Annotated in this window: 18 protein-coding genes; 3 read left to right on the forward strand and 15 right to left on the reverse strand. The window is 50.3% G+C overall.

Going from position 1 to position 20,770, the window contains the following annotated elements; genetic code table 11:
- Positions 1-36 precede the first annotated feature (36 nt).
- The 14 genes from EJO50_RS15265 to EJO50_RS15330 form a co-directional block, all read right to left on the reverse strand.
- On the reverse strand, positions 37-804 hold the full coding sequence (locus EJO50_RS15265) for a lysophospholipid acyltransferase family protein (RefSeq protein WP_125975592.1): 768 nt from the start codon (positions 802-804) through the stop codon (positions 37-39).
- Positions 805-947: 143 nt separating this feature from the next.
- The gene (gene gmhB, locus EJO50_RS15270; protein ID WP_125975594.1) at positions 948-1,496 is read right to left on the reverse strand and encodes a D-glycero-beta-D-manno-heptose 1,7-bisphosphate 7-phosphatase; all 549 of its coding nucleotides are present in this window, start codon (positions 1,494-1,496) and stop codon (positions 948-950) included.
- Positions 1,497-1,729: 233 nt separating this feature from the next.
- Entirely contained in the window at positions 1,730-3,802 is a 2,073-nt protein-coding gene (glyS, locus tag EJO50_RS15275) for a glycine--tRNA ligase subunit beta (protein ID WP_125975596.1), read from the reverse strand.
- 5 nt (positions 3,803-3,807) lie between these two features.
- Positions 3,808-4,281: a hypothetical protein gene (locus EJO50_RS15280; protein WP_125975598.1), complete on the reverse strand. Its 474-nt coding sequence runs from the start codon at positions 4,279-4,281 to the stop codon at positions 3,808-3,810.
- Between the two features lie 10 nt (positions 4,282-4,291).
- A complete protein-coding gene (glyQ, locus tag EJO50_RS15285; protein ID WP_125975600.1) occupies positions 4,292-5,188 on the reverse strand; it encodes a glycine--tRNA ligase subunit alpha in 897 nt (298 codons plus the stop codon).
- Positions 5,189-5,494: 306 nt separating this feature from the next.
- Complete coding sequence (gene ybeY / locus EJO50_RS15290; RefSeq protein ID WP_125975601.1) at positions 5,495-5,965, reverse strand: rRNA maturation RNase YbeY; 471 nt, start codon at positions 5,963-5,965, stop codon at positions 5,495-5,497.
- Positions 5,962-6,318: a DUF5329 family protein gene (locus EJO50_RS15295; protein ID WP_125975603.1), complete on the reverse strand. Its 357-nt coding sequence runs from the start codon at positions 6,316-6,318 to the stop codon at positions 5,962-5,964. Before EJO50_RS15295 ends, ybeY begins: the two co-directional genes overlap by 4 nt.
- Positions 6,319-6,320: 2 nt before the next feature.
- Positions 6,321-7,298, reverse strand: coding sequence for a PhoH family protein (locus EJO50_RS15300; RefSeq protein WP_125975605.1), 978 nt, complete (start codon positions 7,296-7,298; stop codon positions 6,321-6,323).
- Between the two features lie 166 nt (positions 7,299-7,464).
- Positions 7,465-8,082, reverse strand: a complete 618-nt coding sequence (locus EJO50_RS15305) for a UPF0149 family protein (RefSeq protein WP_125975607.1) — start codon at positions 8,080-8,082, stop codon at positions 7,465-7,467.
- A gap of 231 nt (positions 8,083-8,313) precedes the next feature.
- Positions 8,314-9,657: a tRNA (N6-isopentenyl adenosine(37)-C2)-methylthiotransferase MiaB gene (gene miaB, locus EJO50_RS15310; RefSeq protein WP_125975609.1), complete on the reverse strand. Its 1,344-nt coding sequence runs from the start codon at positions 9,655-9,657 to the stop codon at positions 8,314-8,316.
- A gap of 112 nt (positions 9,658-9,769) precedes the next feature.
- Positions 9,770-10,096 carry a hypothetical protein gene (locus tag EJO50_RS15315; RefSeq protein WP_125975611.1) on the reverse strand — a complete coding sequence of 109 codons (327 nt, stop codon included), beginning with the start codon at positions 10,094-10,096 and terminating at the stop codon, positions 9,770-9,772.
- Positions 10,097-10,324: 228 nt separating this feature from the next.
- Complete coding sequence (locus EJO50_RS15320; RefSeq protein ID WP_125975614.1) at positions 10,325-11,473, reverse strand: glycerate kinase; 1,149 nt, start codon at positions 11,471-11,473, stop codon at positions 10,325-10,327.
- A 15-nt stretch (positions 11,474-11,488) separates the two neighbouring features.
- Complete coding sequence (locus EJO50_RS15325; protein ID WP_125975615.1) at positions 11,489-12,745, reverse strand: GntP family permease; 1,257 nt, start codon at positions 12,743-12,745, stop codon at positions 11,489-11,491.
- 148 nt (positions 12,746-12,893) lie between these two features.
- Entirely contained in the window at positions 12,894-14,039 is a 1,146-nt protein-coding gene (locus EJO50_RS15330; RefSeq protein ID WP_125975617.1) for a sugar diacid recognition domain-containing protein, read from the reverse strand.
- A gap of 437 nt (positions 14,040-14,476) precedes the next feature.
- Between EJO50_RS15330 and macA the strand changes: the two genes are divergently transcribed.
- From macA to EJO50_RS15345, 3 genes are read left to right on the forward strand one after another with little or no spacing between them, the layout of a single operon-like run.
- Complete coding sequence (gene macA, locus EJO50_RS15335; protein WP_206434407.1) at positions 14,477-15,628, forward strand: macrolide transporter subunit MacA; 1,152 nt, start codon at positions 14,477-14,479, stop codon at positions 15,626-15,628.
- A 1-nt stretch (position 15,629) separates the two neighbouring features.
- Positions 15,630-17,582 carry a macrolide ABC transporter ATP-binding protein/permease MacB gene (macB, locus tag EJO50_RS15340; protein WP_125975619.1) on the forward strand — a complete coding sequence of 651 codons (1,953 nt, stop codon included), beginning with the start codon at positions 15,630-15,632 and terminating at the stop codon, positions 17,580-17,582.
- Between the two features lie 2 nt (positions 17,583-17,584).
- Positions 17,585-18,937 carry an efflux transporter outer membrane subunit gene (locus tag EJO50_RS15345; RefSeq protein ID WP_125975621.1) on the forward strand — a complete coding sequence of 451 codons (1,353 nt, stop codon included), beginning with the start codon at positions 17,585-17,587 and terminating at the stop codon, positions 18,935-18,937.
- 21 nt (positions 18,938-18,958) lie between these two features.
- Here the strand turns inward: EJO50_RS15345 and EJO50_RS15350 are convergent, their stop codons facing one another.
- Complete coding sequence (locus EJO50_RS15350) at positions 18,959-20,617, reverse strand: methyl-accepting chemotaxis protein (RefSeq protein WP_206434408.1); 1,659 nt, start codon at positions 20,615-20,617, stop codon at positions 18,959-18,961.
- Positions 20,618-20,770 lie beyond the last annotated feature (153 nt).

A 20,770-nucleotide genomic window follows, 5' to 3' on the forward strand; every position in this document is an offset into this window, starting at 1 on the left:
GCTGCTTGGGGAGAGGCAGGTGAGGCCATGGCAAGCTTACGCTTCATGATGCGCTGTGGCCTTTTTGCCATGATTGCCAGGCGAGTAGCAGGGGCCAATACCGCCAAAACGTTGGATTTCGTTCTCGATCCACGTTTCAACTTCTTGTGTTAGCTCCAGCGGGCTGCGGCCGGTGGGATCGATGGGCTTACCCACCACCATGGTAATTTCGCCCGGCCATTTCAGGAAAGAATTTTTTGGCCAGAATTCACCCGAATTAAGCGCTACTGGCACAATCGGCACTTCTAAGTCGATGGCTAAACGTGCTCCGCCTTGCTTATAAGGCTTGTAGCCACCCGATGGAACACGGGTGCCTTCCGGGAAAATCACAATCCAGAAGCCTTTAGCCAGGCGATCTTTACCCTGGGCGATCAGCTGCTTTTGCGCCTCGGCACGGTTCGATCTGTCGATCGCAATCGGCGATAAAGTCGCTAAGCCCCAGCCAAAAATCGGCAATTTCAGCAGTTCTTTTTTCAATACCCAAACTTGCGGCGGAAACACATGCTGCAGGGCCAATGTTTCCCAGGCCGACTGGTGCTTGCACATCACTACTGACGGGTGAGCGGGCAGGTTTTCGATGCCTTCTACGCGATAAGTCAGGCCACAGGTGAATTTCAGCCATTTGAGCATTGTCCACGACCAGCCACGAATAATCCGGTAGCGCAGCACTGGGGGCAGCGGCAGAATCAAGATCGCAATTACGCAGAAAACGGGAGTTACTACAGGGACAGCCAGCCAATACAGAATGGAGCGCAACCAAATCATTTAATCTTCACCCTCTGGTGCTAGTTGTCAGCCCTGATGAATCGGGCGAGTATGAGTCGCGTCTTTTTCTGTCTGGCGGCATAGCTTGCTATGCGGTTTTCTTGCATTTTTCCAGACGAAAAAATCCATTATCTCTATCCCATTCATCCAGCTGGGCTGACTACAAGTAAATGCGCAGCAAATGCCGCCAAATCGTCAAATACCTGCGTGCCATCAGGCAGCAAGCCTTTCTGTTCAGTTTTAATGCCATTACCGGTACGAACCAGGACCGGTTTACCACCGACGGCCGCAATAGCTTGTAAATCACGCAGAGAATCACCTACCATCGTCAGCTGTGAAGCCGGTACATGAAAACGGCTGGAAATATCTAAAATCATGCCGGGGTTAGGTTTGCGGCAAGTACAGCCATCATCTGGCCCGTGAGGACAAAAAAACACTGCATCTACATGCCCGCCCTGCCCGGCAATGGCTCGGTGCATCTTGGCATGAATATGGTTGAGCATGCCTGTCTCAATCATTTTTCGGCCAATCGCGCTTTGGTTTGTGGCCACCACAATGGTCCAGCCAGAGCGGGATAACTCGCCGATGGCTTCTAAGCTGCCTGCAATCGGAGTCCACTCCTCTGGCGTTTTGATGTAGTTCGGACTATCTTCATTGATTACGCCGTCGCGGTCGAGAATCAATAACTTCATACGCGACTCCGTTTTAAATCTGCTTCAAAAAACTAAACGTTCTGTAGACACAGAGAACGGAAAGAACACCCAGCATACCTCAGCGTCGTGCTTGCTCGTTGCTAACGATGAGATTTCGCTAAGATGCGCAATGAAAAAAACATTACGCACCAAAAACGACATCATGCTCTGTGTTCTCGCTTTACTCACTTTGAGATCTTAGTGTCTGCAGACTTGTTTAACGTTTTTTGCGTTTACTCAGCCAATAAAGACAACTCGGCTACGCGGTTCATCAGGCAGGCCAGCGCGGCGAGCAGCGCCTGGCGATTGCCACGCACGGCTAGATCTTCTGCCATTACCATCACCGAATCAAAGAATGCATCGACTGGCTCTTTTAATGCGCTCAGTGCTTTTAATGCACCAGTGAAATCCTGGCTCATCAGGGCACTGCTGACCACTGGCTGCAGCTTTAATAACTCAGCATGCAGGGCAATTTCAGCCGCATCGCTCAGCAGCGCCGCATTCAGCTCTGGCAAATCGCCTTCGACTTTTTTCAAGATATTGCGAATACGCTTGTTTGCCGCTGCCAAAGCAGTGGCTTCTGGCAGGGCTTTAAACGCCGCAACGGCTTGCAGGCGAATCACCATCTCGTTCAGCAGCGTTGGGTTTAGCGCCAAGACGGCATCGATATCGGTGGACGGATAATCTGCCGCCAGATAGTTTTTCAGGCGATCTTGCATAAAGCCATACACGCCCTCAATGGTGCCATCGGCAATCACACCTGCCGGGAAAGCATCGCTGGTAATGCTGAGCAATTCTTTCAGATCCAGCGGTAAATCCAGCACCATACGCAAGACGCCAAGCGCGGCGCGGCGTAAGGCAAACGGATCTTTATCACCAGTCGGGATCAGACCAATACCGTAAATGCCAACGATGGATTCCAGTTTATCTGCCAGAGAAACTGCCTGAGCCACCGCGCCAACTGGCAAAGTGTCACCGGCAAAACGCGGGTGGTAATGGCCTTCAATGGCACTGGCTACCGCTTCGTTTTCGCCATCGATGCGGGCGTAATACATGCCCATCACACCTTGCAATTCTGGGAATTCACCCACCATATCAGCGATCAGATCGGCCTTGGCTAAGTATGCAGCGCGTTTGCAATCGGCCACATCGGCTCTGAGCTTCACCGCGATGGCAGCGGCAATTTTTTGCAAACGCTCTACGCGCTCAAGCTGGCTGCCGATCTTGTTGTGATAAACCACATTGGCCAGCTGCGGCACGCGGGATTCAAGTTTCTTCTTTTTGTCTTGTTCAAAAAAGAACTCCGCATCCGATAAACGCGCACGTAATACGCGCTCGTTACCATGAATAATATGGCTAGGATCGGCGGTTTCCAGATTAGAAACCACTAAGAATTTAGGCAGTAATTTGCCGTTTTGATCGAGCAGCGGGAAGTATTTCTGATGCTGCTGCATCGATAAAATCAGGCACTCTTGCGGCACATCCAGGAATTTCTCATCGAAATTACCGGTATAAATCACCGGCCATTCAACCAGCGCAGTGACTTCATCCAGTAAACCATCCGATGGCGCAATCTGGGCATTTAGCTCAGTGCAGGCATTTTTTAGCTGATCGGCAATCAAAGCGCGGCGCGCATCAAAGCTTGCCTCTACAAAGCCATCATCAAACAGGCGGCCTGCGTATTCGTCGGCGTTTGCCAGCTCAATTTCGCCGTTGGATAAGAAACGATGCCCCAGAGTGCTGCGGCCCGCTTCTAAATGCAGAAACTGCGCGGGCACGATATCGCTGCCGTGCAGTACCACCAGGCCATGCACCGGACGGATAAACTGGCCGTCTCTGTCGCCCCAGCGCATCGTTTTTGGTGCGGGCAGTTTTTTAAGTGTGGCCGCAATAATGCCTGATAAGACTTTAGTCAGCGCTTCGCCGGTTTTTATCGAGGAAAAAATATATACGTCTTGTTTGCCATCGGAGCCTTGCGCCAATTGCGCGACTTCTACGCCACAGCTACGGGCAAAGCCAGCGAGTGCAGGTGTTGGTACGCCGTCTTTCATGCCGGAAGCTATAGCAGGACCCCGGCGCTCAATGGCCTGATCGGGCTGCACTGCCAGCACATTGGCGATTGATACGGCAAGGCGGCGCGGGCTGGCAAAGGATTCAAATTCGGCGTCTTTTGCTACAAAGCCCAGCTTGGCCAACTCATCAAAAATACCATTTGCAAACACTGCACCTAATTTAGGCAGTGCTTTGGGGGGCAACTCTTCGGTAAAAATTTCAATCAGTAGTGTTTGAGATACAGGATTGGACATGGGGATTAATTCTCTTTTAATTTAGCTTCTTTCTCGGCCATGATTTTACAAACTTGGCGAACAAAATCACCGCCAAAGCTATTGGCAGGTGGTTCATCGAATTCCCACTGAAAACCTGGGATATCGTAACGCGCCACCTGCTCGTTTTCTGTATCACGCAAATCGCTTAAAACACCTGCCATTTTTTTTGACGGGCAATCAATAGCGTGGCGTGAATACTTCAGGCGATACTTCTTTTTGCTTATTTCATCAATCTGGTCTTGATTAAATTTTTGCTGTAACCAGACATAGGTGTACTTGGTAGGCGCGTAATCATCGTCATGTGTAATCGATTTTACATCGACCAGCATTTCATAATCCGCCATCGTGCCATAGCTGCGCCAGTCGCCTTCTTTCGGAACTTCAAGCGGGCCGTAAACCTCGTCTTCAAATTTTCCACAAGCAGTTAATAGCGTAATCAACAGAAGATAGCGGATCATTGATATCACCTTAAGCCGTAGCCGCTTGGCACATAGGGAAACCCAGAGCTTCGCGCGAGTCGTAATAGGCCCTGGCAACCAAGCGTGACAGTGTGCGAACGCGGCCAATATAAGCCGCACGTTCAGTCACCGAAATTGCACCACGGGCATCCAGCAGATTAAATACATGGGAGCATTTCATTACCATCTCGTAGCCTGGCAGCGCCAGATTTGCTTGCATCAGGCGGGCGGCTTCGCTTTCAAATTTATTGAATAAATCAAGCAGTAGCGGCACATTGGCGTGTTCAAAATTATAAGTGGATTGCTCCACTTCATTTTGATGGTAAATATCGCCGTAAGTTACTTTCTGGCCATTCGGGTAAACTGTCCACACTAAATCGTAAACGTTTTCTACACCTTGCAAATACATGGCCAGACGTTCAACACCATAGGTGATCTCACCGAGCACCGGCTTGCAGTCAATCCCGCCAACTTGCTGGAAATAGGTGAACTGGGTGACTTCCATCCCGTTTAGCCATACTTCCCAACCCAGACCCCAGGCTCCCAGACTCGGGCTTTCCCAATCGTCTTCTACAAAGCGGATATCATGCACGCTGGTATCAATGCCTAGCTCGCGCAAGCTGCCCAGGTACAGATCCTGGATATTGTCAGGTGATGGCTTTAAAGCTACCTGAAACTGATAATAGTGTTGCAAACGGTTCGGATTTTCACCGTAACGGCCGTCTTTAGGGCGGCGTGAAGGCTGCACGTAGGCGGCGTTCCAAGGCTCCGGGCCAAGTGCCCGTAAAAATGTGGCGGTATGGAATGTTCCCGCGCCTACTTCGATATCGTAAGGCTGCAACAGGGCGCAACCATTACGGCCCCAGTAGTTTTGCAGCGTGAGCAGAATTTCTTGGAAAGTCAGCATATTCCCATTCTCAGTTCTTTTTTCTTAAACGCCCTGATTCTACTTGCTTTTAGCCTTTATCGGGAGAAAGGGATTAAGCAAATCAGGCATGATTAATCACCCTGTAAAAAAGCACCGGGGGCTTGAGTACATCTTATGACAGATAGGTTAATGCACATTTTAGATGAGATAATCATTGGTTTGCATCTGAAAGTGCTGGCAAAGCCAGTTTAAGATCATGGCTTGTGGCGGGATATTGCAGGCAGTGCTGTGATAGTGAGATGGTCACAAGCCGTGATCTGTTTCGTATGGAGATCCGCGTAGGCGTTATTTCTCTTCAGAATAAGGGTCGCGGATACCTAAGCCTGCCAGCAGCCTGGTTTCCAGCGCTTCCATGGCTTCTGCTTCATCTTCTTCCTGGTGATCATAGCCTTGTAAATGCAGCATGCCGTGAATAGTTAGGTGGGCGTAATGATCAAGCAGGCTGATGTTTTGTTCCAGAGCTTCTTTTTCTACTACTTGCGCGCAGAACACAATATCGCCCAGCAGCGGCAGGCCGGGGATATCGGACATGTCTTCATTAAAGGTAAAGGTGAGCACATTGGTGGCGTAGTCTTTACCACGATAATCACGATTTAACTGCTGGCCTTCTTCGGTGTCGACAATTCGAAAAGTAATTTCTGCCGCTGTTACATCGGGTAGCAATGCAGCTTTCGCCCAGGCCTGAAACTGTACTGTGTCAGGCAGGCCGGTGGCGGCGCTTTCTATCTGATGGCAGATTTCTAAACGTTGACTCATGGCTTGCCTCCTTTTCTGATTCTGCTTAGCTCGCTGCTTAACCAGGGCCCGGTTGCTTTAGCGGCGGCCTGCCCACATTGAATTTGGTAAGGCTTGCCGGAAAAATAGCTGCTACTGGCAATATGTTCGATAAAGTCGTCTGCAGATTTAAGTTTGTCGCGTGTTTTATTAAATTTATCCCGCATATGATCGGCACCTTCCTTGGCGGAATAATTGCTGCCATTGCGAATAAATGTGCAATTCGCTTTTTCGATAAATTGAAGCAGGGCGTTTACTTCTTGTTCACCTTTGCCGTCAATGGCAAAGCCCGGGCTGCTGACAAGTGGTAGCAGAATAAAAATGATGCGATACATGTTTATTCCTTGCGGCGTAATGATGCTGCTTCCCGTTCTTGTGTTTTCTTTGCGTAGGCGTTAACTATTTTTTGCACCAGCGGATGGCGAACCACATCTTCGCTGGTGAAATGGTGCAGGGCAATGCCTTTGATATCAGCCAGCACATCTTGTGCGTCGTTCAGGCCGGACTTTTGATGCTTGGGTAAATCGATTTGGGTCGGATCGCCAGTAACAACCGCTTTAGAGCCAAAGCCGATACGGGTCAGAAACATCATCATCTGCTCTGGTGAGCTGTTTTGTGCTTCATCCAGAATAATAAAGCTGTTGTTCAAGGTTCTGCCGCGCATAAAGGCCAGCGGAGCGACTTCGATAATGCCTTTTTCAAATAGCTTAGTGACTTTATCAAAGCCCATTAAATCATAGAGCGCATCGTAAAGCGGGCGCAGATAAGGATCGATTTTCTGTACTAGATCGCCGGGTAAAAAACCGAGCTTTTCACCTGCTTCTACGGCCGGGCGAACTAAAACCAGGCGTTTAACCAGATCACGCTCTAGTGCATCGACGGCACAAGCGACAGCCAGATAGGTTTTACCCGTGCCGGCCGGGCCGATGCCAAAGGTAATGTCGTGATCTTGGATGGCTTTGATATAGATCGTTTGGCGCGGCGTTCTGCCACGTAAATCATGGCGTTTGGTGCGTAGCGGTGTAGTGTTTTCTTCTATATACGGAATTTCTGTACTTTGCATGTGTTCGATAATTGATAGCTGTAGATCATCCCGCTCCAGCGGCTCTTCTGCCATGGCGTAAAAATGCTCCAGCAGCGTAATACCTTGCTGCAGGTTTTTGGCGCTGCCGCTGACGCGAAACTGCTCATTACGCCTGACGATGGTGATATCGAGCGCGGTTTCGATTTGCTTCAGGTTTTCGTCAAAAGCGCCACAAAGATTGGCAAGGCGACGGTTATCAACAGGGGTGAAATGGATGATTTGGCTATTCAAAAGAGACTCTCAAAAGTACACAAATCTGTAGATACAGAGATCGCTAAGAACACAGAGCGCATCGAGAAAAACCTGAAAATTCAAGGGTTTTTCCGTATGCCTCATGCGCTCCTTTTAGCTCTGTGTCTACAGACTTTAGGTTTCTATCTTGGAATCAGAACAAGGTTTAGTGAAAATTCTTTGGCACTTCGCGGCGTTCCAGCCAGAATGTGCGGATTTCCGGGATGATATCAACTAAAGATGCTGCGACTTCGTGCTCGAATTCGTCCATATCCTGCCCGTCACTTTCCAGATTGGCGCGGCCTTCGTCGTCGGCGCAAACCAGAATCGGGTAGACAAGCTGAGCGTATTCTTCGTCGTCCATCATTTCCTGCCAGGCATCCGGGTTCATTGATGTGCCCAGCGTAAAGCCATAGCACCATTGCTGCGAGATATCCTGGCCGCTTTCCTCGTCTACATACACAATCGGGCTAAAGGTGTTTTCGGCATCGGCCAGCTCATCCATCAGCTGATTATAGAGGCGCAGAATCAGGCCTTCGATTTTTTCTTTCTCTGCATTTGAAGCAAATTTCGGGCGCTCGCCATTTTCACCCCAAACCTGGGCAAACCATTTATCTGCAGGGATTTCTTCCGGGCCAATCAGCTGCGCAGTTAAAAAACCATGCAGCATGGATAAATCCATTGCTTGCTCCGGGGCTGCATCAGATTCTAAAAAATCGGCCAATAGGTCGAGGTCGTCGTCGCTTAGTACGGCAAAAAGTTCAGCATCTTTTGGCGATAGCATGGTGTTTTCCTTGGGTAATGCGTATTAGGGTAAGGCAGGCCTATATCCTAATACTTTTGGCGGGTGCGTTGATGACAATCGTCGCAGTAATTAATATCTTATAAGGCTTCAATGAGCTGACAGGCTGATTCAGCCCAATCATAGTGACTAAGCAAAAATAAACAAGTTAAGAGCAGGAAGAAATATCTCTTCTTCCTGTGGCCCTGCTTCAGGAGGCGGCTTAACGTCTGTTTACTTCACAACAATTTCGCCTTTCAGGCTGTGCGGGAAAGTTTCGGTGATCAGCACTTCTACAAACTGATGAATCAGACGCGGGTTGCCTGCAAAGTTAACAATGCGGTTGTTATCCGTGCGGCCTGCCAGCTCTTGCAGCTCAGGGTTTTTACGTGCCATGCCTTCAACCAGTACACGTTGCACGGTGCCGATCATGTTTTTGTTGACGTCCAGCGCCAGCTCGTCAATGCGGGTTTGCAGGCGTCTGAGGCGGGTGAGTTTCAGCTCTTCAGGTACATCATCTGGCAAATCGGCAGCAGGCGTGCCGGGGCGGCGGCTGTAAACAAAGCTGAATGATGCATCAAAGCCCACATCGTTAATTAGCTTCATGGTGCGCTCAAAATCGTCTTCGGTTTCACCGGGAAAGCCCACAATAAAGTCGGAGCTCAGGCAAATATCCGGGCGTGCGTCTTTTAGCTTACGCACCAGTGATTTGAATTCCAGCGTGGTGTAACCGCGTTTCATATTCACCAGTACGCGGTCCGATCCGGCCTGCACCGGTAAATGCAGGTGGGAAACGAGCTTGGGCAGGGTGCGATAGCAATCTACAATCCGCTGGGTCATTTCACGCGGATGGCTGGTGGTGTAGCGCATGCGCTCAATTCCGGGAATTTCGTGTACGTATTCGAGCAAGGTGGCAAAGTCGGCTACTTCGCCGTCTTTGCCTTCTTCAATCGCCCCGCGATAGGCGTTTACATTTTGTCCAAGCAGGGTAATTTCTTTCACGCCTTGCGCGGCAAGCCCAGCCACTTCGGCCAGTACTTCTTCAAACGGGCGGCTAAATTCGGTACCGCGTGTGTAAGGCACCACGCAGAACGAGCAATATTTGCTGCAACCTTCCATGATCGATACAAAAGCGGTTGCACCCTCGACACGCGCTGGCGGCATATTGTCGAATTTTTCGATTTCAGGGAAAGAAATATCTACCTGAGAAATACCGCTGCTGCGACGCTCTGCAATTAAATCGGGCAGGCGGTGCAGGGTTTGCGGGCCAAACACCATGTCTACATAGGGCGCGCGCTTCACAATGGCTGCACCTTCTTGCGAGGCGACGCAGCCGCCTACACCGATTAAAAGATTAGGGTTTTTTAGCTTGAGCTCTCTTACGCGGCCAAGATCTGAAAACACTTTTTCCTGCGCTTTTTCACGCACGCTGCAGGTGTTAAACAAAATCACATCGGCTTCTTCAACATTATCGGTTTGTGTTAAGCCTTCGGATGCGTGGAGGACATCGGCCATTTTGTCCGAATCGTATTCGTTCATCTGGCAGCCAAAGGTCTTAATAAATACTTTCTTGCTCATTGATACATGCTCTGATCGTTAGTTTTACTTCAAATTCATTCATTGAATTGTGTTTGCTTGTTACGGGCAGCTAATGCTCGAAGATATGAAATGTGCCTGTACTTTCGGTTAATTATTCTGTGAGGATCGCTTTCGGGCGGGCTTTTAATGTGGCGGTTTCATCATCTGTAAGCAGCCAGATCCGCCAGATATTGCCGGAAGTTGTTTCAATCTGATACCAGATCGGGGCTTGTTGCGGGGTTTGATTTTGCATAATCAGGGCATTATTAATGCCGTAGATTCTAAGCCCCGGCGCTGTGCGGTAGAGCTTGCCGTTAATTTTAATTTCAGGCAGAGCGGCGGCTTCCAGACTCCCTAACTGGCCTTGATTGGGCAGGATGCGAGCGGCGTAACTGTGGCTGCTGATGGCAAGCGCTAGCCAAAACAAGAGCTTAGGCATGGGGATTCCCGCTAGTAAAACCCGCAATGCTAACAAGCTCGGGGGCGTATTGAAAGTGCAGACTGATTTATGTGGGCGTGAAAACTGGGCTTTTTGTGCCGATTAAGGGCTTTTTTGCTGCGAAACAAGGGCGCTTATGCGGCAAAATCAAAATCTTGAAAATATAATTTACGAAAAATACGGAGCTTTGTATAGCAATTGGCCCGACATAAGCCGGGCCAATGGTGGCTATCGTTTAGGCAGGTTTTGCGCCAGTTTAATGGTGGCGGCGATGTTTCTGGCGCAGCGCCGTATATTTTCTGCAGCCTGGGCCAGAGCTTCTTCAATTGAGACGGCACGGTTGAGAACACTAAATACGGCTTCGATTCCGTGCTGGTGCACCACATCTACATCGGGGCTGAGGCAGCCTGCGACGCCAATAACGGGGATATCAAATATCTTGGCCATTCGCGCCACACCCATCGGTGTTTTGCCATGGATGGTCTGGCTGTCCATACGGCCTTCGCCAGTGATGACCAGATCTGCGTCTTGCAACAGAGCGGCAAATTGCACGGATTCCAGTACGATTTCTACACCGGGGCGCAGGCTGGCATTTAAAAACGCCAGAGCCGCAGCGCCCATGCCGCCTGCTGCACCCGCTCCTTTGGCGTGTGCCACGTCAATGCCTAAATCCTGGCTGATTTGCTGGGCGTAGTGGGCAAGACCTGCATCAAGTAGAGCGACCATTTCAGGTGTTGCCCCTTTTTGCGGGCCAAAGATAGCTGCGGCGCCTTGTTCGCCAATTAGCGGATTGTTTACATCGCAAGCCACTTCAAATTTGCAATCCTGAATGCGCTTATCGACGGCGCTGAGGTCCATTTGTGCGAGCTGGGACAGATCAGCACCACCAAAAGCCAGAGGATTACCTGATGCGTTTAAAAATCGTCCGCCCAAAGCCTGCATCATGCCTACGCCACCATCAACCGTCGCGCTGCCGCCGATCCCCAGAATAATATGTCTTGCGCCATGCTCGAGTGCGGCCAGAATCAGCTCACCTGTGCCATAACTGGTGGTCAGCATGGGGTTACGTAATGAAGGGGGGACCAGGCTTAAACCACTGGCTGCCGCCATTTCGATAATGGCAGTATGGCCATCACCAGACAGCCCTAAAAATGCCTGCACACATTCGCCGAGCGGGCCGGTGACTGTTTGCAAAATAATCCGCCCGCCTGTGGCGGCAACCATGGCTTCAACCGTGCCTTCACCTCCATCGGCTACCGGCACTTTTATATACTGTGCATCGGGTAGTATTTCTTTGAAACCGGCTTCAATTTGCGTGGCAACTTCAAGTGCAGAGAGGCTTTCTTTGTAGGAATCGGGGGCAATTACAATTTTCATTATCAACTCCAGTACTTAAAATTTAAACACACCAAAAATCAGCGTAGAAACAATTGTAATTGACAAGCCAACTGCTGTTTCGTAAGGAATGACTTTCAGGCGTTCAGTGATGCTCATATTGACCGCGCCACCTGTGGCGTGGAAGAAACTGCCGTGCGGCATATGGTCAAATACGGTAGCACCCGCATGAATCATGGCGGCACCGGCAAGGGCTGGAACGGCCAGCTCGAGTAACGTGCTGCTGAATACTTGCGATGCAACCACAGTGCCTGCTGTGGTGGAAGCGGTTGCCAGCGACATTAGCGCACCGGAGATCGGGGCCAGCATATAGGCGGGCAGGCCAGAACTTTGCAGTGCTTCGATCAGTACAGTTTTAAGGCTGGATGCACCAATGATCCCAGCTAAAGTCCCCGTGCCCAGCAGCATAATCGCCACCGGAGCCATGCGGCCTAAGCCTGCCACGGCAAATTGATTGCTGTCTTTAAAGCGGCCCATTGCCAGTGCGCCAAGTAAACCGCCAAGAGGCAGGGCGAGCAGGGGGTCAATCACAATGCCAAACACCGGGCGTAGTGAAAGCAGAATAATAGCCACCAGCGGGGCCACGATGGCGGTCGCAAAGGAAGGCAAGGCTTTGCGATCAAAAGCGACCACTTCGCTGGCTTCAACCTTGCTGCCTTTATTAACTAGCTTTTTGGCAATGAAATAGGCAACCCCTAAACCGACCAGACCTGGCACTATCCCTGCAGCCATCACCGAGGTGAGTGGTACATGAAAGGTATCGGCCGCTGCAATTGCATTGGGGTTGGGTGACATGACATTACCCGCCTTACCACCGCCTATCATGGCCAGTAAAATCGCCATTTTGGATAGATCGGCCTGCCGTGCAATTGCCAGGGCAATCGGGGCAACGGTAATGACAGCCACATCAATAAACACACCAACGGCAGTTAAAATCATGGTGGCCATTGCCAAAGCTAGGAGTGCGCGGGTTTCGCCTACTTTTTTGACGATGGTATCGGCAATGCTGGCTGCGGCACCTGATTCGATCAGCACACCCGCCAGCACACCGGCCGCCAGAATGCGCATGACGGCAGGGATAATCCCTTTGGCGCCACCCATCATTAAATTGACGGTGCTGGATAAATCAACCCCGCCTACAATTCCGCCCACTAAAGCGCCAACAATCATGCCGTAGGCAGGAGGTACTTTTCTTAAAATTAGAAAAATGGCAACAACGAGCGCACTGAGCGCACCTAGAGTACTGACTTCCATCGCTTGAAACTCCTGTTCTGGCCGAGGGTTGCGGATAGCATATGTTGAACAGGATAAACTTCCTGCGAGGGGATATCTTCATGCAATTGCATAAAAATATGCAGGGTGTTTGGTATTTTTTTTGGAGTTTATTACGGGTGGCGTGATGTTATGCAATTTGCAAAGCAGCGTAGAGTAAAAAGCGATCATCCGTTTTGCTGAGATTCAGGTCAGTAATAGCCTCAATCCGGCTCAGGCGGTAATCCAGCGTGTTGCGATGAATATGCAAAAACTGCGCTGTTTCTACGGGGCGGGTGTCACAGGCAAACCACGCCTGTAGTGTTTTGCGCAGCTGGCCGTTGCCATCCTGGCGCTCAAGATTTTTAAGCGGGATACGTAGCTGTGCGGCTTGCCAGCCTGAATTTAACCCGGCCAGCAGCACCGGCAAGCTTAAATCCTGATAAAAAAAGCAGGCCTGCTCCAGGTGGCGTGTCTTGCCGATTTGCAAAGTTGTGATGGCACTCTGATAAGACAGGGCCACGGCATTGGCGCAGCTAAAATATTGCCCTAGCGCAATGCGTACTCCCAGCTTGCTTTTGCTGGCAACCCGTGCGAGTAAATCGTGTACCCGCAGCCGGTGCTCTTCCGGGTTCCAGCTGCCTTGATGATCTAACGCGGGTTTGAGCACCACTAATTCGGTTAAAGAAACGGTGGCCACCAGATTGTCGCGCTCTGGCGTGCCCAGCAGGGTTTGCAGCTCTTGCAACTCGGCCAATGCAGCATCAATACCCAGCGTGCCGCTGTCTACCTCAATCACCGCCACCACGCGCGGGCGCTGGATATCTACGCCTAGCTTTTGCGCCCAGGCTTCCAGATCGGAATGCGGCGCGGCTTCTCCTTTGATCAGCTGCAAAACCAGCTCTTCACGGTAACGGGTGTCACGCCCCAAGGCCTGAATCAGCCTTGCTTGCTCTAAGCTCATTTCCGCCGTCATGCGCACCAGCTCGCCATAGTGGCGCACCGCATCGGGCTGGCCGGTGATACCGACTACGCCCACAATCTGCCCGGCAAGGCGCAGCGGTAAATTCACACCGGGGCGCACGCCATGCAGCTGCTGCGCCATGGCATCGTCAATTTCTACCGTGCGCTGCTGAGACAACACCAGCAAAGCGCCTTCATGCTGCTTGCCCAGCCGCTTTGCATCACCACTGCCGATCACCGTGCCCGAGGCATCGATCACATTTACATTGCTGCCAATAATTGTCATGGTTCGGTTGACGATTTCTTGTGCAAGAGCGGTATTGAGCAAAGACATAGCGGGCCTAGAGGTAAGGGGTTTATATCTTGATGCCAAAAATATCTTTCATCGTATTTTGGCCCGCTGCAGTAGCGTTGCGGCCGAGCGCGCCGCCTAAGTGAGGGTTGCGCTCGCTCCAATTGAGGCAGACGCAGGCAAAGCTATGCCAAGTTTACTTAGGGTGTTTGGGTTTTGCTTACTTAAAATATCTTGAGATAAGTTTTTAACTGCTCTGGATGTTATCAGTCAATGACAAATAACTAATGGTGTAGTGGCACCATTAATGTTTATGTCATATGGTGCGAGACGTACATTGCCTACTCATGACTGTGGTTAAGCAGAGCGCTCCTGCTATAAAAATATATGGTTATATGCTACTTTTTTACGGTAAAAAATAGTCAAGCCGGGTGTTATGCTGACCGCCTCGTTTTATCGACTGCTTGGAAGAAAACGCGATGACTTGGAAGTTTAAACGTTGGTCCTGGTTGAAAATTGTAATGGTTTTATTCCTGCTGGCTTTATTTGGCTGGGGAGTAAAGGTGATTTTCTTTCCAAGTAAGGCTGCCCCTCAGTACACCACGGCGAAGGCGGAGAGGGCAGATCTGGAAAATGCAGTACTGGCAACAGGCACTTTGCAGGCTTTTCGCAAGGTAGATGTGGGTGCGCAGGTTTCCGGGCAGTTGCAAAAGCTGGAAGTGGAACTTGGGGACAGGGTAAAGAAAGGCCAGCTTTTAGCAACCATCGACCCGAATCTGGCGCAAAACGAGGCACTCAATGCTGGGGCATCTTTAGAGGGGTTGCTCGCGCAAAGGCAATCGACTCTGCTGCAATTGGAGCAGGCCAAAACCGAGCTGAGCCGCCAGCAAACCATGCTGAGCCGTGAAGCTACGTCCAGGCAGGCATTGGAGGATGCAGGCTTAAAGCAAAGAATGCTGCAATCCGATTTGGCGCTGCGCGATGCCGATATCAAAAAAGCCAGGCTTACACTTGATTCTGCCAAAACCCGTCTTGGCTACACCCGTATTCTTGCGCCGATTGATGGTGAAGTGGCGGCGATTACTACGCTGGAAGGGCAGACCGTAATTGCTGCTCAGCAAGCGCCTAATCTTTTAACCTTGGCCGATTTAGATACCATCACCGTTAAAGCGCAGATTTCGGAGGCAGATGTGATGAAAGTCCATGCCGGGCAGGCGGTTTATTTCACTACTTTGGGGGAGCCGGATAAACGCTATCACGGTAAATTGCGTGCGATTCAACCGACTCCGGAAAAATTGAATAATGCGATTTTTTATAATGCACTGTTTGAGGTGCCAAACCCCGGTCGTGCGCTGCGTCAGGATATGACAGCTCAGGTGGCGATTGTGCTTGATTTTGCAAAAAGTGCTTTAAGTATCCCCACCATTGCCTTGGGAGCGAAGGCCAAAGATGGCCGCTATACCGTGCGGGTGGTCGGCATGGATGGTTTTGCTGTGGACAAACAGATCAAAACCGGCCTGAATAACAATGTGCAGGTGCAAGTACTTGAAGGCTTGAAGGAAGGCGATCTGGTGGTAACTGGCGATGCGGCCCTAGGTAAATCAGGTGGTTCTGCGTCAGTTGGAGCATAGCGTGCGTAAACCATTATTGGAGTTAGCCAATATTGTGCGCAGCTTTTCGGCTGGCGATGGTGATGCTGTGGTGCTCGATCAGGTGAATCTTTGTATTCACGCTGGTGAAATGGTGGCGATTGTGGGCGCTTCCGGCTCGGGCAAATCTACCTTGATGAATATCCTGGGTTGCCTGGATCAGCCAACTTCGGGTACTTATCAGGTGAATGGCCGTGATGTTTCTAGTCTTGATAGTGACGAGCTGGCCGGGTTGCGGCGGGACCGTTTTGGTTTTATTTTTCAGCGCTACCATTTATTGCCGCATTTATCGGCGCAGGGCAATGTGGAAATGCCGGCGATTTATTCGGGGCTGGCTAAGGATGCGCGGCAGGATAGAGCCAAAGCTCTGCTCAGCCGCCTTGGCTTAAGCGATAAATTTGAGCATCGCCCCAGCCAGCTTTCTGGTGGTCAACAGCAGCGGGTGAGTATTGCCCGTGCTTTGATGAATGGTGGCGAAGTCATTCTGGCTGACGAGCCCACCGGTGCGCTTGACAGCCACAGCGGTGAAGAAGTGATGAATATACTGCGCGAGCTGCACGCACAGGGACACACCGTCATTATTGTTACCCATGATCATAAAGTGGCCGATTGTGCCGAGCGCATCGTAGAGATCAGCGATGGGCGCATTATTAGCGATCACAGCAAGCCGCTGGATGTGCAGGTTGAAGGAAAAGTCGCACCGCACAGGCGGGAAGTGAAATCGCTAAAAGTTGTACTAGATCGCTTTGGGGCGGCTTTAAATATGGCCTGGCGGGCGATGTCGGCTAGCCGGATGCGCACCTTGCTCACCATGCTGGGCGTGGTGATTGGTATTACTTCGGTCGTGTCGATTGTGGCAATTGGTGAGGGTGCCAAGCGCAGGATTTTGCAAAATTTTGGTGAAATTGGCAGTAACACGATGAATATCTTCCCCGGTAAAGGCAGAGGGGACGATAGGGCGGGAAGTTTACGCTCCCTGCTGCCGGGGGATATTACTGCGCTGCAGGCTATGCCCTTTATTGATAGTGTAACCCCTAGTACCAGTACTAATTTGCGCTTGCGCCATCGATCCCAGGATATAGAGGCCAGTGTGAGTGGGGTAGGTGAGTATTATTTCCGGGTGAGTGGTTTGCAGCCTGCACTGGGGCGATTTTTTAATAGTGAGGATGTGGCGAACCAATCGCAGCTGGTCGTGATCGATCTTCATACCCAGGGCAAATTATTCCCTAAGGGGGGCAACCCGCTGGGACAGGTGATTTTAGTAGGTAATTTGCCAGCCACGGTGATTGGTGTGGCAGCAGAAAATAAGAGTGGCTTTGGCGGTGGCGGGCAATCTTTGCAGGTCTGGCTGCCGTTTACCACTACGGCCAATCGCCTGTTCGGGCGGCAATATTTTAACAGCATCACGGTGCGGGTGAAGGATGGGCAATCGTCCGCTGCGGCCGAGCAAAGTGTAGAAAAGCTGCTTACATTACGCCATGGCAGTAAGGACTTCTTTATTTACAATATGGATAGTCTCGTTAAAAAAATAGAGCAGACCAGCCAGATGCTGGCGCTTTTATTATCGCTGATTGCGCTGATTTCTCTGGTGGTAGGCGGGATTGGCGTGATGAACATTATGCTGGTGTCGGTCACTGAGCGAACGCGTGAAATCGGAATTCGTATGGCGGTGGGCGCAAGGCAAAGTGATGTGATGCAGCAGTTTTTAACCGAGTCGGTACTCGTTTGCCTGATTGGTGGCGCAATTGGTGCCTTGTTATCGCTGGCAATTGGCGGCCTGGTGGCTCTGGTTGCACCTGACTGGAAAATGATTTTTTCACTTGGCTCTTTTGTTGCAGCCTTTATTTGTTCGACTTTGATTGGTGTCTTTTTTGGCTTTCTGCCCGCCCGCAATGCTGCACGTCTAGATCCGATTGAAGCGCTGGCGCGAGAATAAAAATGAAAAAAATTTTATTATTTTCAACGGTTTTACTTAGCGCTTGCGGCTCTTTGCTTAGTCCTAGTTCCGGTACACCTTTGCCCGCTACACCTGCCCTGTGGGTTGAGCAAAATCAGGCCGCTAACGTGTCTCAGGGCTCATGGTGGCTGGCATTTCATGATACGGCGCTTAACCGGCTGATTGACGATGCTTTGCAAAGCAATGCAGATTTATCTGTTGCCGCTATCAGATTACGCCGTGCGTATCTTAGAGAGGGCGTCAGTGAGCATGCGGCTTTACCAGTTCTGGGTGGAAGTGGTGAAGCGGGTGTGAGTCGTAGTTTTGATCCGGTAGTCAATCGTCAGAGCTACAATCTCTCGGCCACTGCCAGCTATGAGTTTGATCTGTGGGGGCGTTTAGCCAGTGATCGGGCCGCCGCCAGGGAAGAGCGGATTGCTTCTGAGGCCGACAGGCAGGCGCTTAAATTATCAATCTCGGCATCGGTTGCAGGTCAATATTGGACTATTGCTTTACTGGATCAAAAGCTTGCGGCCAGCACCCTTGATCTGCAGCAGCAGAAGCGGCTGCTGGCGATCGTACAGGCCAAGAATCAGGCAGGGGCTTTGGCAAGAAGTGAAGTGCTGAGCGCCGAGCAAAGCTTGTTGAGTGAAGAGGCTAATCACACTCAGCTTTTGCAGCAAAGAAAATCCGCATTTTATAGCCTGAGTTTATTGTTTGATCGGCCACCACAGAGTTTTACTCTGACAGAAGCCCGCTTACCGCAAGGTGATTTACCCGGCATTGCCGCGGGTTTGCCTAGTGAGGTATTAGGCCGACGCCCTGATTTACAGGCGATGGAGGCTAGATTAAGGGCGAGTTTGGCGCAAATTGATGTGGCTCGGGCAGCGTTCTACCCCGGCTTTTCACTTACCAGCAGCCTGGGTAGCGGTAGTTCTGCTTTAGTTGAGCTATTTCAAAACCCGATCGCTTCTGCCGGCCTGAATCTTGCGCTGCCTTTTTTAGATTGGGAAAAGCATCAGCTGAATCTGGATATCAGCCGTACGCAATATGAAGAGTTGCTTATTACATTCAGGCAAGGTCTTTATAAAGCATTGGCTGAAACTGAGCAGGCACTGGATGCCAGAGTTCGCCTTGGCGAACAAAACCAGCAGCTGGTTCAGTCTTTGCAATTGGCAGACAAGCTAGATGGTATCGCTCAGGCCCGTTTTGAAGCAGGGGCCACAGACATCCAGCCCCGGCTGGATGCCGCCGCCCGCCGCCGTAACGCCCAAACCAGCCTGCTACAAAATCGCTTTGATCAGGCAAGTAATTTGCTGGCCATTTATAAGGCTTTGGGTGGCGCTGTGGAGTAGGGGAAGCCTGTCTTTACTGGATTACACTAAGTGAAATTGCTGCATTTCTGCTGTGAGCGCTTTGGATAGCTCTCTCAGGCGTCGTGCGTTACCGGCGGCTTTTTCTACTGCACTGCTGCTGGATGATGCCAGCCGTGAAACAAGGTCTATGTTACCAACCACGTTATTGGCTTTTTGTGATTGCTGGTGCAGAGAGCTGCTGATGTCGCCGATTACATTCCCCATTGCTTCTGCATCAATGCGTATGGTTTCGATTGCAGTCCCTGCACGGCTGGCGAGTTCAACGCCCATTTCTACCTTCTTTACTCCATCATTCATATGTACTGCTGTGTATTCAGTGCCTTCCTGGATTTTACGTACTTTATCGGTAATTTCCTGTGTGGAGCTAGCGGTGCGTTCAGCTAGTTTTCGTACCTCATCAGCGACGACAGCAAAGCCCCGTCCTTGCTCGCCAGCTCTTGCAGCTTCGATAGCAGCGTTTAAAGCCAGAAGGTTGGTTTGATCTGCAATATCTCTGATGACTTGCACAATCACAGAAATCTGCTGGGCATGGCCTGTGAGCATAGCGACACTGCCGGAGGCTTCTTGTACTGTAGCGGCAATAATTTTGATGCTGTCTACTGTTTCACGGATTACCTGATCGCTGCGGGTTAAGGTTTGATTGGATGATTTGGTCATGTCGCTGGCGTTGTTGGCGTTGCTTGAAATTTGACTAATGCTGGTGACAAGTTGTTGTACGGTTTCACGCATCGCGAGCATTGAGTCGGATTGATTTTTGACTAAATTTTCTGCTTCATCCGAGGCATTGCCAATTGCATCTGCTCCCAATTCGATTTCCTGGGCAGCATTTGAAACTTGTTGCATTATGCGGCTTAATTTGATTTGCATATCGCCCATAAGGGCCAGAAAGCTGTCTGGAGCGTGGCCACTTATTGCAATGTGGTGTGCAAAATCACCTGCGGCCATATAGGAAATGTGTTGCTTGGCTTCTTCCACACTGCCACCGATGGTGTTGCGTAAGGCGACAAAAGTGCGCCACAGCATAAATAGAGTCGCTAGTCCGGTTAATATGAAGGTCAGTTTTGCAATGTTGGCCAAGTGATTGGAGTCGACTACCGCCTTTGTGGTACGTAATTCAAGCAGGATGTAAAACTCATCAATGGGCTGCATGATTTTGGCTTTATTTATGTGATAGTTTTTATCGTGCATTATTGTTCGTGCTTTGGCGTAGCCTTCTTCCGAGCCTTCTCCGGTTTTTTTGACTAAACCCATGGCTTCTACTTCGGTATTGACTAAGCCATCGGAGTTTTTCTTGGCTTCAGTGAGCTTGCCAAATTCTTCATCGGTAAATCCCAGCTCCTTCATCATTTCTAATAAGGGGCGTTTGAGGGCTGAATCGGCTCTTGGCGCGGCTCCTGTAGCAGCTACAAAATCCCAGTAGATTCGGTTGTAGCTTTCTGGCCGTGCTTTTTCTCCATTACGAATCGCCAAAATATCCATATATTGCTTTTCATACGCCGGATCGCGCGACACCACATAGGTTCGTGCCAGGCGGGTTAAATCATCAGAAGACTGACGTAACTCGTCTGCAAGTAAATAGGATTGGTAGCGCTGCAAATTGGCATCGTCCACCCGGCTTTGCAGGCTGACATATACGGCAAATACGATGACTAATAGCATCAGACAGCCAATAGATAACATAAGATTTTTTTGGAAAGAAGACATTTTGCATCACCATTTTATGGTTACTGGTTATGCTTAATATGGCAGAGATTTTTAATTACAAAACGGAATATTTTTTTTAACTGATGGTAGGTACAAGTAGGTTCTATA

This window comes from Iodobacter ciconiae (genome assembly GCF_003952345.1).
GTDB classification, from domain to species: domain Bacteria; phylum Pseudomonadota; class Gammaproteobacteria; order Burkholderiales; family Chitinibacteraceae; genus Iodobacter; species Iodobacter ciconiae.

Excerpts from the sequence above, each read along its gene's own strand:
- glyS (WP_125975596.1), bottom strand. The coding sequence starts at position 3,802 with ATGTCCAATCCTGTATCTCAAACACTACTGATTGAAATTTTTACCGAA.
- ybeY (WP_125975601.1), bottom strand. The coding sequence starts at position 5,965 with ATGAGTCAACGTTTAGAAATCTGCCATCAGATAGAAAGCGCCGCCACC.
- EJO50_RS15350 (WP_206434408.1), bottom strand. The coding sequence starts at position 20,617 with ATGCTATTAGTCATCGTATTTGCCGTATATGTCAGCCTGCAAAGCCGG.
- EJO50_RS15280 (WP_125975598.1), bottom strand. The coding sequence starts at position 4,281 with ATGATCCGCTATCTTCTGTTGATTACGCTATTAACTGCTTGTGGAAAA.
- macA (WP_206434407.1), top strand. The coding sequence starts at position 14,477 with ATGACTTGGAAGTTTAAACGTTGGTCCTGGTTGAAAATTGTAATGGTT.
- EJO50_RS15320 (WP_125975614.1), bottom strand. The coding sequence starts at position 11,473 with ATGAAAATTGTAATTGCCCCCGATTCCTACAAAGAAAGCCTCTCTGCA.
- EJO50_RS15295 (WP_125975603.1), bottom strand. The coding sequence starts at position 6,318 with ATGTATCGCATCATTTTTATTCTGCTACCACTTGTCAGCAGCCCGGGC.
- EJO50_RS15345 (WP_125975621.1), top strand. The coding sequence starts at position 17,585 with ATGAAAAAAATTTTATTATTTTCAACGGTTTTACTTAGCGCTTGCGGC.
- EJO50_RS15330 (WP_125975617.1), bottom strand. The coding sequence starts at position 14,039 with ATGTCTTTGCTCAATACCGCTCTTGCACAAGAAATCGTCAACCGAACC.
- EJO50_RS15305 (WP_125975607.1), bottom strand. The coding sequence starts at position 8,082 with ATGCTATCGCCAAAAGATGCTGAACTTTTTGCCGTACTAAGCGACGAC.
- miaB (WP_125975609.1), bottom strand. The coding sequence starts at position 9,657 with ATGAGCAAGAAAGTATTTATTAAGACCTTTGGCTGCCAGATGAACGAA.
- EJO50_RS15315 (WP_125975611.1), bottom strand. The coding sequence starts at position 10,096 with ATGCCTAAGCTCTTGTTTTGGCTAGCGCTTGCCATCAGCAGCCACAGT.
- gmhB (WP_125975594.1), bottom strand. The coding sequence starts at position 1,496 with ATGAAGTTATTGATTCTCGACCGCGACGGCGTAATCAATGAAGATAGT.
- glyQ (WP_125975600.1), bottom strand. The coding sequence starts at position 5,188 with ATGCTGACTTTCCAAGAAATTCTGCTCACGCTGCAAAACTACTGGGGC.
- EJO50_RS15325 (WP_125975615.1), bottom strand. The coding sequence starts at position 12,745 with ATGGAAGTCAGTACTCTAGGTGCGCTCAGTGCGCTCGTTGTTGCCATT.
- EJO50_RS15265 (WP_125975592.1), bottom strand. The coding sequence starts at position 804 with ATGATTTGGTTGCGCTCCATTCTGTATTGGCTGGCTGTCCCTGTAGTA.